We start from the raw sequence: 14,196 nt of genomic DNA on the forward strand, positions 1-14,196 counted from the left end.
TAACACCTGCTACCTTACCGGAGTGCGCCAACGCTGACCAACGTTAAGATGGCAGAACAAACCCTAGAAAAACTTATACCTCCACCCCCATGCACCTGCCATTGAATGCCCTGCGCGCGTTCGACAGTGCGGCCCGCCACCTGAATCTGACGCGCGCCGCCCACGAGCTGCACGTCACCCAGACCGCTGTCAGCCAGCATATCCGCAAGCTCGAAGAACAGCTGGGCACGCCGCTGTTCCGGCGTCTGCCGCGCGGTCTGGCCCTGACCGACGAAGGCCAGGCCCTGTGGCCCGTGGTGGCCGACTGCTTTGGCCGGCTGGAGCGCGCCCTGGGCCAGTTGCGCAACGACCGTCCGCGCGAGGTGCTGACCCTGGGCGTGGTGGGCACGTTCGCCGTGGGCTGGCTGCTGCCCCGGCTGGCCGACTTTGAGACCCGCCACCCCCATATCGATCTGCGCATGCAGACCCACAACAACCGCGTGGACCTGAATGCCGAAGGGCTGGACGCGGCCATCCGCTTTGGCGACGGTGCCTGGCACGGCCTGCAGGCCGATCTGCTGGTGCACGCGCCGCTGACCCCGCTGTGCGCCCCGGCCATTGCCGAGCACCTGCGCCAGCCGGGCGATCTGCGCGGCCAGACGCTGCTGCGCTCTTTTCGCACCGCGGAATGGGAGCAGTGGTGCCAGGCCGCCGAAGTGGCCACCCTGCGCGCCGCCGGCCCGCAGTTCGACAGCTCCATCGCCCTGGCCGAAGCCGCCGCCCAGGGCGCCGGCGTGGCCCTGCTGCCCCCGGCCATGTTCACCCACCTGCTGCGTGCCGGCCGGCTGGTGCAGCCGTTTGCGCTGACCGTGCCTGCCGGCGCCTACTGGTTCACCCAGCCGCGCACGCGCGCGGCATCGCCGGCGCTGGAGGACGTGCGCCAGTGGCTGCTGGCCCAGGCCCAGACGGCGTAAACCCCGCAGGCCTGCGCAACGCCTGCCCTCCAGAAGCTTCAACGCACCGGGGCACAACAGCACACAAGCACCAGCGCTCAGGTGTTCGGGCACTTGGGCAGTCGATCAGGCGCTCAGGCAGAAGCCATCCCGGCCATTTTCCTTGGCGCTGTACAGCGCCAGATCGGCCTTCCTCAGCAGCACGCTCAGCGTCAGCGTGTCGGTGGCATCCAGCGCCACCACGCCAATGCTGATCGTGGGGCGCAGCGTCTTGCCCTCGTCCACCTCGATAGTCAGAGCCCGGATGGCGGCGCACAGCCGCTCGGCCGTCGCACTGGCTTCCTGGGCGTCGGCACCGGGCAGCAGCAGGGCAAACTCCTCCCCGCCCATGCGCCCCAGCAGCTCGTGCGGCCGCAGCGACTGCACCACCGTGCGGCTCACTGCCTGCAGCACCACATCCCCGGCCGCATGCCCATAGGTGTCGTTGACGCGCTTGAACCAGTCCAGGTCCAGCATCAGCAGGGCTACCGGCTGGCGGCCATGGGCCAGCCGCGCCAGGATGCGGTGGGCCTGCTCGCTGAAAGCCGCCCTGGTCAGCATGCCGGTCAGGTGGTCGTGGGTGGACGAATGCTCCAGCCGGGCCATGGCGTCGCCCCAGTGGTTGCGCGCACAGGCCACGGTCAGCAGGGTCACACTCAGCATGGACAGGCCCAGGCGCATGGACATGGCGGCTTCGGCATTCTGGGAGCTGAAATCGAAGTCATTGAGCACCAGCAGGAACACATGCCAGCTGCCGGCCAGAAAGCACAGCAGCGACACCGTGAACACCCGGTAGCTCAGCGCGCACAGCACCAGGCCGGGCAGCAGCAGCAGCGGTACCCCGGGCCCGCCGATGTACAGGCCCACGCCCATCAGCACCACCAGCACCGCCAGCGGCGCCACGGACCGCCCCCATGCCCGCTCGCCGCTGCGCCACAGGCGCCGGGCCGCGCCCAGCGGCGGCACATTCAGCAGCAGGGGAATGATCAGGCACATGTGCATCATCTCCGCACCAAACCACATCATGGCCGTGCGCTGCCAGCTGCGCTGCAGCAGGTACTGCATGGCCCCGCCCCCCAGCAGCGCACCCACGGCACTGGCGATGCACACACCCACCACCACATGGAACACCCCCACCGGCGAGCGCATCTGGACCACGCTCGCAGCATGCTGGCGCAGGTACAGCCAGCCGCAGGCGATCCCCACCAGGTTGGCCAGCGTCAGCAGCAGCACCTTCAGAAACCAGCCTTCGCCGGCATAGCTGCCCAGCAGAAAGCCCAGCGTGGCCAGCACCCAGCCCTGCGGCTGCGCCATGACCGGGAAGCGCACAATCAGTCCCAGCATCAGCGCATTGGACAGCCAGAAAAAAGACAGCAGACTGGGCGACTTGCTGGTGGTGGCAACGGCGCACGCCACCAGCACCGTGGCCCCCAGGACGGCATGCTCCAGTCTGAAGCCGGCCGCCACCCGATTGGCACGAATCTCGAATGCAGGCATCAACACCCCCTCGCCGGCAACTGCACCGGCCGCCATTCCATGTCGTGGTGTCCCGCATCGATGCACAAGCCACACGTAGCACTGAGAACCGGCTGTCACCCACCCCGATAGAACCACAATCTGTATCTACGTGTAATCAGATAAAACCGACAAATCGCCTGTTTCTCCCCCAAATATCGCCCGCAGGTACCCTGCACCCACCTGGCGCATGGCGGCAAAGTGCAGCCAATGTCGCACAGGGCCTGCGTCGCTGTGCGCCCTGTCGATGGACGGCACGCCGATGGACCGGGGACCGATGGACCGCGTACCGGCCCGCACCGCGCGGCGCGGCGAAGCGGCAGCTCCAGGCCTCACAGGTCCCGGCGAATCAGCGCCCCGGTGAACAGCACCGGCCCCGTAGGCCCGGTGGCGCTGGGCACACCGCCCTTGGGCTCCAGGCTGATCGCCAGGGTTGGAACCGCCTTGACATCGGTCTCCTGCACCGCCAGCTGCGCCACCCGGCCCTCGCCCACCACGCCCAGGGAGCGCGGTGCGCCCTGCGGCGGCAGGGCCCACAGCTGCAGCGACTTGCTCTCCGCTTCCCGAAAGCCGCTGACCCGCTGCAGCACCAGCTGGTTGTGCCGGGGGTCGAAGGTCACCAGCATGGAGGCATCGGCCTTGCCGTCCGCCAGCACGGCCACATACTGGATCTGGGGGGCCGCCTGCAAGGCGGCCTGCGTGGTCTGCAGCTCGGTGCGCAGCGCCGACAGCTGCTGCTGCGTGCTCTGCTGCAGCCCGTGGTGCGTCCACAGCCCCACCGACACCGCCACCACCGTGGCCAGGCTGCCCGCCAACGCCAGCCCGCGCCACCAGGACAGCGCCTGCCCCAGCTTCCCCACCTGTGGCGCGGCCGCAGCGGCACCGCGCTGCGCCCTCCATTGGGCCTGCTGTTGGTCGGCCTGCACCAGGTTGGCAATGCGGGTCCAGACCGCCGCGTCCGGCTGCACCGGCGTCTGCACCTCGGAAAACGCGGACCAGCGGCCCTGCCACAGCAGCGCGGCCGCCCGCACCTGGGCATGGTCGCGCGCCAGCTGCTCGAAGCGTCGGCGCGCCCCGCCGCGCAGCGTACCCAGCGCATAGGCCGCCGCCAGGCGGTCAAGCAGTTCAGGGTTGCGGGTCAGATGCATGGTGAACACTCCTCACACTCAGACATGGCGGGCCATGCACTTGCGCAATTGCTCCAGGCTGCGCCGCATCCAGGTCTTCACGGTGCCCAGCGGCAGCTTCAAGGTGCTGGCCAGCTCGCTGTGGCTCAGATCCCGCAGATAGGCCAGGCTCACCACCTGGCGCTGGGCCTGCTCCAGCCGCTGCAGGCACTGGTGCAGCGCGGCCGCCTGTTCGCTGGCCTCGGCCCCCTGCTGGGGCCCCGGGGCCATCTGCTCCTGGGTGAGCGCATCGATCTCGGCCAGATCGTCGATCGCCACCTGCAGATGCAGGCGCTCGGCCCGGCGCCGACGCAGAAAATCCAGGGCCCGGCTGCGCACCAGCAGGCCCATCCAGGCCAGCGGCGGACTCAGCGAGGCACGGTAGGCCCCGGCGTTGCGCCAGATGCCCAGAAAACTCTCCTGCAGCACATCCTCGGCCCACTCCCGGTTGCCGACGATGCGCAGCGCCAGCCCGTACAGCCGCGCAGCCGTCTGGTCGTACAGCAGCTTGAGCGCCGGTTCCTCCCGGCGGGCGACGCGGTCGAGTAAGTCCATCAGTTCGTGGTCCGGTGTAGATGCGCTCATGCAGCCATTGTGCGCACAAGCACTGGCGGCATGCGGCGCTGTTGGATTGCCGCCAAGGCGGATTACCGGCCTTGCCTCTCCTCCTGTACGCAGCATCGCGACCAGTGGATGCGGCCCACGGGGGAATGTGCACACAAAATATTTTTCAAAAACCTGAATCCACGGCCTCCCCGCCTGCGTATAGCCAGTGTCGGGCACTGCCACCAGCGGCCTCCAAGCACCGCCAATGGCCACCGCCCACCGTCCACAAGGAGTCACCGTGCCCCTCCACTGGTTTGCAGGCTGTCCTTCCCCCCTGGTCCCACGCCGCGGCGTTCCGGGCGCCAGCGGCGTGCGGCCCGCCACGGCGCCCGCCATGCGGCCGGGGAATTCGGCGCCGGCACAGGGCAGCGCTCCAACCCAGACCCTGGACACCTCTTCCCGCCAACAGTCCCGGGAGCCGGCACATGCCGCCGGCCCTGCCTGCCGGGACCTCCTTCCCGCTTTGGAGCGCCGCGACCTCGCCCAGGTCGCGCGCCATCCAGCCGCCGCTGACACCCTGCCCGCCAGGCGCACGGGTTTCAACGTTGGAACGCACCGTGCCCGCGAACGCACCGCCGTTCGGGGGCTGGCGCGCAGCAGTACCGGGGCAGCCAGCCCATTTGCCCGGTGCGTTTCTTGTCCACCTTGTTCGAGGAAATTCTCATGAAACCGCTACATGCATTCCCACTGGCCGCTGTCTGTGCCTCGGTACTGGGCCTGACCGCCTGTTCGTCCATGGGTCCCCATCCCATGTATTCGCAGTCCGCACTGCCCGCCCCCGTGCAGGTTCCGGCGGGCCACAAAGTGGCCATGGAAACCGTGGGTATCGGCCAGATCACCTATGAATGCCGCGCCAAGAAGGACATGGCCTCCGAGCACGAATGGGTGTTTGTCGGCCCCGATGCCAAGCTGCAGACCCGCAGCGGATCGGTCATCGGCAAATACTGGGGCCCTCCCGCCACCTGGGAGAACAACGACGGCTCCAAGGTCACTGCGACCCAGGTGGCCGTGGCCCCTGCCGGCATGGGCAACATCCCGCTGCAGCTGGTCAAGGCCAACCCGGCCATGGGTATGGGCGCCATGCAGGGCGTGACCTACATCCAGCGCGTGGCCACCAAGGGCGGGGTCGCACCCGCCATGGCCTGCAGCGCAGCCAACCTGGGCAGCAAGCAGGTGGTGCCCTACCAGGCCGACTATATTTTCTGGAAAGCCGCCTGACCGGGCTGCCCCGGGCGTACCTCCCCACCGCCAGCTAGGGGGTGCCCGGGGCCATCCCTGTCCATGGCGCCCAACCACTTTGGATGGGCTTGCGGAGGGCTGGCGGCAGGCTGGCAACGTGCGGCCGCCCGCGCCAGACCTCCCGCCAAAACGCAGCGCCCCACAGGAGCAGCGCCAACCGGCTATCATCCCCGGCTTCCTGACTCGGGCCCTGTGCCCTCCCTGGCTCCTCCATGTCCACCACCTTGCCCGTTCTGTATTCCTTCCGCCGCTGCCCCTACGCCATCCGCGCCCGTCTGGCGCTGGCACATGCCGGGCTGGCCTGCGAACTGCGGGAAGTGAATCTGCGTGCCAAGCCCCAGGCGCTGCTGGATGCCTCGCCCAAGGGCACGGTGCCGGTGCTGGTGCTGGCCGACGGCACGGTGATCGACCAGAGCCTGGAAGTCATGCTGCACGCGCTGCGCAGCAACGACCCCGATGCCTGGCTGGCCCCCACCGCCGGCAGCCTGGACGACATGCTGGAGCTGATCGGCCGCAACGACGACTTTTTCAAGCAGGCCCTGGACCGCTGCAAATACCCGGAGCGCTACAGCGCCGAGGAAGTGAACCAGGCCCAGGCCGACGCCATCACCTGGCTGGCCGCACTGGACGACCAGCTGGCCGACACCGGCTACCTGTTCGGCCTGAACCCCAGCCTGGCCGATATGGCGCTGCGCCCCTTTGTGCGCCAGTTCGCCCGCATCGACGAGGCCCAGTGGGCCGAACAGCCCTGGCCCCACCTGCAGGACTGGCTGCAGCGCTGGATCGATTCGGCCCTGTTTGCCGAAGTGATGGAAACCTACCCCGGCTGGGTGGCCGGCACCACCGGCCCGCTGTTCAGCGCGGCCAGCGTGGAATCGGACTGATCGCCCCGGGCCCGGCTGCGACCGCCCGGCCCTCTGCTGACTACGCCCTGGCGACTGCCTGCCCCTTCACGCGCCGGCGCAGGCCCTGCGCCCCTGCGCTCACTTCTTGGATGTGAACCAGCTGCCCGGCTGGCGGGTCGGCGCGGCATTGCGGCCGCCATTGCCACTGCGCTTGCCATCCCCCGTGCGCGCACTGCCTGCACCGTTGCGATCCGCGATGCGGGGGCGCTCGCCCGGGCTGCGGTAGCGCACGGCCACACCGCCGGCCGTCGTGCGGTCCGCCGGCGTGCCCGCCGCGTCCGTTCCCCAGTGGATATCTGCGCGCGCTATGGCCCTCCACTGCCCCGGCGCCAGATCCCCCAGCTCCAGGTTGGCAATGCTGCGGCGCTGCAGGCGCAGCGTGGGGTGGCCGATGGCGGCCGTCATCTTGCGCACCTGGCGGTTCTTGCCTTCCACCACGGTGATGGCCAGCCACCAGTCCTGCACGCTCTTGCGCACCCGCACCGGCGGGTCGCGCGGCGCCACTGCGGGCTGGGGGTCCAGCAGCTGCACCTCGCAGGGCAAGGTGGTGTAGTCCTCGATGCGCAGCCCTGCCCGCATGGTGTCCAGCGCCGCTTCGTCGGGCAGGCGCTCCACCAGCACCCAGTAGGTCTTGGGCTTCTGGTAGCGCGGGTGGAGCAGTTGCTCGATCAGCGGCCCGTCATCGGTCAGCAGCAGCAGGCCTTCGGAGTCCTTGTCCAGCCGCCCAGCCGGGTAGACGCCGGGCGGCAGGTCGAACTCGGCCAGCGAACGGGCACCGTCCTCCGGCGTGAACTGGGACAGCACGCCATAGGGCTTGTGAAAAAGGATGTACTGGGGCATGGGGTGGAGATTGTCGCGCCAAGTGGGCCAGCTGCACGCGGCCACAAAAAAGCCCCGGCATGCCGGGGCTGTGCAGAGCGTGCAGCGTTGCGATCCGTGCTCAGCGGCGGCGCACCAGCAAGGTGGCAATCACCCCGAAGAACAGCACAAAGCAGACAAACGACCAGTTGGCAATCGAGCCGCCCAGGAAGGTCCAGTCGATCGCCGTGCAGTCGCCCGAACCCCGGAAGATCATGGGGATGGCGCGGCTGAGGGAATAGTTTTCGATCATGCCGTAGAAATCGCGGCCGCAGCTGGCGAATTCGGGCGGGTACCACTGCAGCCAGCTCTGGCGCGCGGCCACGAAGGCGCCGAAGCCGCTGGCCAGCAGCGCCAGCACGCCCCAGCCCATCCACCAGCCCTTGTTCGGGCGCAGGCTGGCCAGGCCGGTCAGCACCGCCACCAGCACCAGCGCATAGCGCTGCACGATGCACATGGGGCACGGCTCCAGCCCCTGCACATGCTGCAGGTACATGCCAAACGCCAGCAGGGCCACACAGGCCAGGCTGATCAGGGCCAGCACGCGGCGCGGGGCCTGGCTGAGGGTATTTACAAACTGCATGTCCATCCTTGTCTGGCCAACTCAAGGCCCGGGGCAGGGCAGGCGCCCTGCCCCATGCAGGATGCCTACCCTCAGATACCGGCAGCGGCGTCCACGAACACCTTGGCGCGGCGCGGGGTGACCACCAGGGTCTCCCCTTCGCGCAGCGCCATCTCATGGAACTGCTGTGCGGGAATCTGGGCTTCGATCAGCTGATCTTCGCCACCATTGTCCGCTGCTTGGGTGCCATCGGCGGGAATAAGTTCCAGGCGTGCGATGGGGCCCACCACAATCGCGCGCGCCAGCTGCACCACGATGCCGGTGGGGCGACCCTGCAGGTCCACATTCTGCCCGGAGGAATACCGCTCCACATCCAGGTCGTGCGGGCGCACATAGGCAAAGGCGTTGGAGTTGGACGCGCCATTGGCCTCGGCACTCTCCAGCTGCAGGCCCTCGTCCAGGTACACGCGGCCATCGCTGGCGCGACCCTTGAACAGGTTCACATCGCCCAGGAAGCCGTAGACAAACGGGCTGGCCGGGTTGTCCCACACCTGCTGCGGCGTGCCTTCCTGTTCGATCTTGCCCTTGTTGATGACGACCACACGGTCGGCCACTTCCAGCGCCTCTTCCTGGTCGTGGGTCACGAAGATGGAGGTCACATGCAGCTCGTCGTGCAGACGGCGCAGCCAGCGGCGCAGCTCCTTGCGCACCTTGGCGTCCAGCGCGCCGAACGGCTCGTCCAGCAGCAGCACCTTGGGCTCCACCGCCAGCGCGCGCGCCAGGGCGATACGTTGGCGCTGGCCGCCGGACAGCTGCGAGGGGAAGCGGTCGGCAATCCAGTCCAGCTGCACCAGCTTGAGCAGGTTCATCACCTTCTCCTTGATCTGGGCTTCGCTGGGGCGTTCGCTGCGCGGCTTCACGCGCAGGCCGAAGGCCACGTTCTCGAACACGGTCATGTGGCGGAACAGCGCGTAGTGCTGGAAGACGAAGCCCACGTTGCGGTCGCGCACATGCACGTCGGTGGTGTCAGCGCCGCTGAAATGGATGCTGCCCACATCGGGCGTTTCCAGCCCGGCGATGATGCGCAGCAGCGTGGTCTTGCCGCAGCCCGACGGGCCCAGCAGCGCGATCAGTTCGCCCGACTTGATATCGAGGCTGACATCGCGCAGGGCCTGGAAGTCGCCAAACTGCTTGCTGACATTGCGGATTTCGATGCTCATGGTGTTCTCGGATTCGGTTGCAGCGCCGGCCTTCAGGGCTGGACGGTCACGGGGGTCGGGCGCTCGGGCGGCAGCTCGGCGGCAGCCTTGCGCTGTTGTTCGGATTTCCACTCGGCCACGGTCTTGATGAGCAGGGTCACCAGGGCCAGCAGCGCCAGCAGCGAGGCAGCGGCAAACGCGGCGACGGACTGGTATTCGTTGTAGAGAATTTCCACGTGCAGCGGGATGGTGTTGGTCTGGCCGCGGATGTGGCCGGAGACCACCGACACCGCACCGAACTCGCCCATGGCACGGGCATTGCACAGAATCACCCCGTACAGCAGGCCCCACTTGATGTTGGGCAGCGTCACATGCCAGAAGGTCTGCCAGCCGCTGGCACCCAGCACGATGGCGGCCTGCTCCTCGTCATTGCCCTGCGCCTGCATCAGCGGGATCAGCTCCCGGGCAATGAAGGGGAAGGTCACGAACACGGTCGCCAGCACGATGCCGGGCACGGCGAAGATGATCTTGATGTCATGGGCCTGCAGCCAGGGACCGAGCCAGCCATTGGCGCCAAACACCAGCACGTACATCAGGCCCGCCACCACCGGCGAGATGGAGAACGGCAGATCGATCAGCGTGGTCAGGAAGGCCTTGCCCTTGAACTCGTATTTGGCAATGCACCAGGCCGCGGCCACGCCGAACACCAGGTTCAGCGGCACGGCAATGACGGCCGTGATCAGGGTCAGCTTGATGGCCGACCAGGCATCGGGCTCGCGCAGACCGTCCAGGTAGGCGCTCCAGCCCTTGCGCAGCGCCTCGGTGAACACGGCAGCCAGCGGCAGCACCAGGAACAGGGCGATGAAGGCCAGCGCAACACCGGTCAGGATCCAGCGCACGGCGCGCGACTCGGTGGTCGTCACTTTCTCGGGCTTGGCGCCCTTCTTGGGGGCCGTCAGCCGGTAGGCCAGCAGCACCGCCACCAGGATGGCGCCCAGCACCTGGAACAGGAAATAGTGCTGTTCGTTGAAATTCAAATTCATGCGGGTGCTCCCGAATGGCGACGCTGCCAGGCCTGCAGGGCGTTGATGACCAGCAGCATGGCAAAGGAGAAGACCAGCATCACCACGGCCACGGCGGTGGCACCGGTGTAGTCGTACTGTTCGAGCTTGCCGATGATGATCAGCGGCGTGATTTCGGAGACCATGGGCATGTTGCCGGCAATGAAGATCACCGAGCCGTATTCACCCAGGGCGCGGGCAAAGGCCATGGCAAAACCGGTCAGCAAGGCCGGCGTGATGGCGGGCAGGATCACCTTGTAGAAGATCTGCCAGCGCGAGGCGCCCAGGCTGGTGGCCGCCTCTTCCAGCTCCTTTTCGGAGTCTTCGATCACAGGCTGCACCGTGCGCACCACAAAGGGCAGGCCGATGAAGATCAGCGCAATCACCACCCCGTTGGGGTTGAACGCCAGCTGGATGCCCAGCGGCTCCAGGTACTGGCCCACCCAGCCATTGCCGGCCAGCAAGGCGGTCAGCGAGATGCCGGCCACGGCGGTGGGCAGCGCAAACGGCAGATCAACCAGCGCATCGACAATCTTCTTGCCGGGGAACTGGTAGCGCACCAGCACCCAGGCCACCAGCAGACCGAACACCAGATTCACCAGGGCGGCCAGAAAACTGGCTCCAAAGGTCAGCCGGTAGGACGCCATCACGCGCGGGGCGGTCACGGCATCCCAGAACTGCGGCCAGGTAAGTGCAAAGGTCTTGAACAACAGGGCTGACAGCGGGATCAGCACAATGATGCTCAGGTAAAACAGCGTATAGCCCAGCGTCAGCCCGAAGCCGGGCAGAACGCGCTTGGCGCCCCCACCCCGTCGCGCCCCGGAAGGTGCGGAGGTGGTGGCGCCAGGCGCTGGGCTGGAAGGAATCGCAGCGGACATGAAGGTTCCCAAACAGCCAGAAGAATCGTTGTAGTTATCGGTCGCGCAGTGCCCACAGCATGCTCTCGGCGCTGGCAGTGCCCACCAGCCACCGGGGTGGCAGGCGGGTCCGGCGCTTACTTACCGGGGGTGTAGATCTCGTCGAACTTGCCGCCGTCGTTGAAGTGCACCTTCTGTGCCTCCGTCAGCGAGCCGAAGTACTTGCCCACCGTGAACTGCTTGAGCGGCTTGAACACGGCGGCGTGCTTCTTGAGCACCGCTTCCGAGCGGGGGCGCAGCGCATGCTTGGCCGCGATTTCCTGGGCTTCATCCGAGTACAGATAGTCCAGATAGGCCTTGGCCAGCTGGCCCGAGCCCTTCTTGGCGGCGGTGCGCTCGACCACGGCCACGGGGTTCTCCGCCACGATGGAGGACGAGGGGTAGACCGCATCCACCTTGCCCTGGCCGAATTCGCGGTCCACCGAGATCACTTCGGATTCGAAGGTGATCAGCACGTCGCCGATGTTGCGTTGCAGGAAGATGCTGGTCGCGTCGCGGCCGCCCTTGCCCAGCACGGGCACGTTCTTGTAGAGCTGCTTGACGAATTCCTGCGCCTGCGCGTCCGTGCCGCCGGCTTCACGCACCGAACCCCAGGCCGCCAGATAGGCGTAGCGGCCATTGCCACCGGTCTTGGGGTTGACCACCACCACCTTCACGTCGGGGCGGGTCAGGTCCTTCCAGTCCTTGATGTTCTTGGGGTTGCCGTTGCGCACCAGGAACAGCATGGTCGAGGTGGTGGGCGATGCATCGTTGGGGAATTTCTTGGCCCAGTCCTTGGCGACCACACCGTTGGCGGCCAGGAAGTCGACGTCGGTCGTGGTGTTGAACGTCACCACATCGGCCGCCAGACCGTCGTTCACGGCGCGCGCCTGGGCGCTGGAGCCGCCGTGCGACTGGTCGATCTTGATGTCCTTGCCGGTGGTCTTTTTGTAGTGGGCCGCGAAAGCCTGGTTGTAGTCCTTGTAGAACTCACGGGCCACGTCGTACGAGACGTTCAGCAATTGGTCCTGCGCCGACGCCACGCCGCTGGCTGCCAGTGCGAGAGTGGCCAAAAGGGTCTTGAGCTTCAAAGAGGTCATGGTGTCTGCCTGCAAGAACGAACGTGTCGTTTTGTTTATGGATACAGCCATTGTGAAGACGCCTGTTTAAAACTCAAAAGAATATATTCTTTTAAATTTATCGAATTTTGGAATAAAGAACCTGTTACGCCCACCGCCCAGGCCACAGCCACACGCCTTTCCTCATCGTTTTTCTCTATATGTCTCAATTTTTTTATAGACATGTCGAAACCCGTACAAACGTCTTTACGACTTGTTACGGCGAACCCTGAAAGGATCCGGTTGATGTCTGTGTTGTTTTTCATCCCTTGCGGCACGCGGTACGGAAGGGCTGCGCCCTGCCGGACACCGGCCCGGCGCCGTAAACAGGGAGATGTATGGCCCTGAGCATTTCCACCAACATCGCGTCCCTGAACGCACAGCGCAGCCTCAGCCACAGCCAGGCGGGGCTGTCGACCACCATGCAGCGCCTGTCCAGCGGGCTGCGGGTCAACAGCGCCAAGGACGATGCTGCCGGCCTGGCCATTTCCGAGCGCATGTTCAGCCAGGTGCGGGGCATGCAGCAGGCCGCGCGCAATGCCAACGACGGCATCTCCATGCTGCAGACGGCAGAAGGCTCCATCAGCAAGGTCGGCGACATGCTGCAGCGCATGCGCGAACTGGCGGTGCAGTCCATCAACTTCACCAACAGCGACCAGGACCGCCAGGCCTTGCAAGGCGAGGTGGCCCAGCTCAAGCGTGAAATCGACCGCATCGGCATCAGCAGCCAGTTCAACGGCGAATACATCTTTGCGCCCAGCCGCACCAAGGTCGTCGGCTCCGGTGACCCCAGCATCGAGGCGGCGATCGACGGGCTGCAAGGCGGCTGGCTGGAAAACGCCGAAGCCATGATCAAGCAGTACTTCGGTATTGAGGCCACCGGGCAGACCATCAAGTTCGAGTTCACCGACAGCATCGATGGCGCGGGCGGCGTGGCGGCACGCGTGTGGTCATCGGTCGGCGCCAGCGGGCCGGGGTCGAACATCCGCATGGAACTGGACATGGCGGACTTCACCAGCAGCACCTCGCTGGACGGTGGCAGCGGCCCGGTCTACTACGACCGCATCATCGCGCACGAGATGACGCACGCCATCATGGCCACGGGGCAAAGCTGGGGGGAACTGCGCTCCGACACCAGCAACCTGTGGTTCATCGAAGGCGCGGCCGAGTTCATCCATGGCGGCGATGAGCGCATTGCCTCCCACCCCATCAACGACATCGTCAACGACGACCTCACGGCCTGGGGCTCCAGCAGCCTGGACTATGCCTCCGGCTACGCCGCGGTGCGGTACATGCACGAAGAGATCAAGGCCGCCGGGGGCGCCGGGATCAGCGACGTGCTCCAGGCCCTGCAAACCACGCCCGGCCTGACCCTGGATGCCGCCCTCGCGACATACAGCCACGGGGCATTCGCCGACCGTGCGGACTTCTACAGCAAGTACAACGCCGACAAGGCCGCCTTCATCGCCGGCTTCGACCTGGGCAACACCGATGTGGGCGCCGTCGGCGGCGCGGACGTCGATGGCGGCCCGGCCATGAGCCCGGAGAACGTCGTCAACAGCGTGGGCACGCACAGCGGTGAAGACGCACTGGCCGGTTTTGTCGAGGACTGGGGGGATGCCGTGAAGGGCAGCCGGGGCGACTATGGCCGCACACTGGGATTCCAGGTGGGCGCCAACTCCGGTGACTATGTCTACGCCAAGGTCGGCAGCATGAACCTGGGGGCCATGGGGCTGGAGGACCTGGACATCAGCACCGCCGCGGGCGCCACCAAGGCCTTGCGCCGCATCGACCAGGCGCTGGACTACGCCAACGGCCAGCGGACCAAGATTGGTGCCCAGATGTCGCGCTTCGACAGCATCGTGGCCCATCTGCAGACCAGCACCGAGCACCTCTCGGCCAGCCGGGGGCGGATTGTGGATGCGGACTACGCCCAGGAAACGGCGGCGCTGTCGCGCACGCTGATCCTGCAGAAAGTCGGCACGGCCATGGTGGCCCAGGCCAACCAGCGGCCCCAGTCCGTGCTGGCCCTGCTGGGCTGAGCACGCCCGGCAGCGGCGTGTGCCAAGGCCTCCATGTCCGCATGGAGGCCTTTTTTGC

Annotated in this window: 13 protein-coding genes; 4 read left to right on the forward strand and 9 right to left on the reverse strand. The window is 66.7% G+C overall.

The window, feature by feature from the left end:
• The first annotated feature begins 89 nt into the window (after positions 1-89).
• On the forward strand, positions 90-953 hold the full coding sequence (locus CT3_RS12130; RefSeq protein ID WP_066532845.1) for a LysR family transcriptional regulator: 864 nt from the start codon (positions 90-92) through the stop codon (positions 951-953).
• A 105-nt stretch (positions 954-1,058) separates the two neighbouring features.
• Here the strand turns inward: CT3_RS12130 and CT3_RS12135 are convergent, their stop codons facing one another.
• The 3 genes from CT3_RS12135 to CT3_RS12145 all read right to left on the reverse strand — a co-directional run bounded on the left by CT3_RS12135 (position 1,059) and on the right by CT3_RS12145 (position 4,237).
• Positions 1,059-2,468 (reverse strand): GGDEF domain-containing protein, encoded by a 1,410-nt coding sequence (locus CT3_RS12135; protein WP_172591795.1) that lies wholly within the window; start codon positions 2,466-2,468, stop codon positions 1,059-1,061.
• A gap of 350 nt (positions 2,469-2,818) precedes the next feature.
• On the reverse strand, positions 2,819-3,634 hold the full coding sequence (locus tag CT3_RS12140) for an anti-sigma factor (protein WP_066533339.1): 816 nt from the start codon (positions 3,632-3,634) through the stop codon (positions 2,819-2,821).
• 18 nt (positions 3,635-3,652) lie between these two features.
• On the reverse strand, positions 3,653-4,237 hold the full coding sequence (locus CT3_RS12145; RefSeq protein ID WP_066532849.1) for a sigma-70 family RNA polymerase sigma factor: 585 nt from the start codon (positions 4,235-4,237) through the stop codon (positions 3,653-3,655).
• 684 nt (positions 4,238-4,921) lie between these two features.
• Between CT3_RS12145 and CT3_RS12150 the strand changes: the two genes are divergently transcribed.
• Complete coding sequence (locus CT3_RS12150) at positions 4,922-5,476, forward strand: DUF3455 domain-containing protein (protein ID WP_066533340.1); 555 nt, start codon at positions 4,922-4,924, stop codon at positions 5,474-5,476.
• Positions 5,477-5,709: 233 nt separating this feature from the next.
• Positions 5,710-6,381 carry a glutathione S-transferase gene (locus tag CT3_RS12155; protein WP_066532851.1) on the forward strand — a complete coding sequence of 224 codons (672 nt, stop codon included), beginning with the start codon at positions 5,710-5,712 and terminating at the stop codon, positions 6,379-6,381.
• Between the two features lie 99 nt (positions 6,382-6,480).
• Here the strand turns inward: CT3_RS12155 and CT3_RS12160 are convergent, their stop codons facing one another.
• The 6 genes from CT3_RS12160 to CT3_RS12185 form a co-directional block, all read right to left on the reverse strand.
• Positions 6,481-7,242 (reverse strand): pseudouridine synthase, encoded by a 762-nt coding sequence (locus CT3_RS12160; protein ID WP_083520206.1) that lies wholly within the window; start codon positions 7,240-7,242, stop codon positions 6,481-6,483.
• Between the two features lie 100 nt (positions 7,243-7,342).
• Positions 7,343-7,843, reverse strand: coding sequence for a disulfide bond formation protein B (locus tag CT3_RS12165; RefSeq protein ID WP_098066403.1), 501 nt, complete (start codon positions 7,841-7,843; stop codon positions 7,343-7,345).
• Between the two features lie 71 nt (positions 7,844-7,914).
• Positions 7,915-9,042, reverse strand: a complete 1,128-nt coding sequence (locus tag CT3_RS12170; RefSeq protein ID WP_066532854.1) for a sulfate/molybdate ABC transporter ATP-binding protein — start codon at positions 9,040-9,042, stop codon at positions 7,915-7,917.
• A gap of 32 nt (positions 9,043-9,074) precedes the next feature.
• Complete coding sequence (gene cysW / locus CT3_RS12175) at positions 9,075-10,064, reverse strand: sulfate ABC transporter permease subunit CysW (RefSeq protein ID WP_227657891.1); 990 nt, start codon at positions 10,062-10,064, stop codon at positions 9,075-9,077.
• On the reverse strand, positions 10,061-10,960 hold the full coding sequence (gene cysT / locus CT3_RS12180) for a sulfate ABC transporter permease subunit CysT (protein WP_066532856.1): 900 nt from the start codon (positions 10,958-10,960) through the stop codon (positions 10,061-10,063). The genes cysW and cysT overlap by 4 nt, the downstream gene beginning before the upstream one ends.
• A 116-nt stretch (positions 10,961-11,076) precedes the next feature.
• A complete protein-coding gene (locus CT3_RS12185; protein ID WP_066532858.1) occupies positions 11,077-12,078 on the reverse strand; it encodes a sulfate ABC transporter substrate-binding protein in 1,002 nt (333 codons plus the stop codon).
• A 356-nt stretch (positions 12,079-12,434) separates the two neighbouring features.
• Here CT3_RS12185 and CT3_RS12190 point away from each other — a divergent pair, with 356 nt between their 5' ends.
• Positions 12,435-14,138, forward strand: a complete 1,704-nt coding sequence (locus CT3_RS12190; protein WP_066532860.1) for a flagellinolysin — start codon at positions 12,435-12,437, stop codon at positions 14,136-14,138.
• Positions 14,139-14,196: the final 58 nt, after the last annotated feature.

The organism is Comamonas terrigena NBRC 13299, from assembly GCF_006740045.1.
Classification (GTDB): Bacteria; Pseudomonadota; Gammaproteobacteria; order Burkholderiales; family Burkholderiaceae_C; genus Comamonas; species Comamonas terrigena.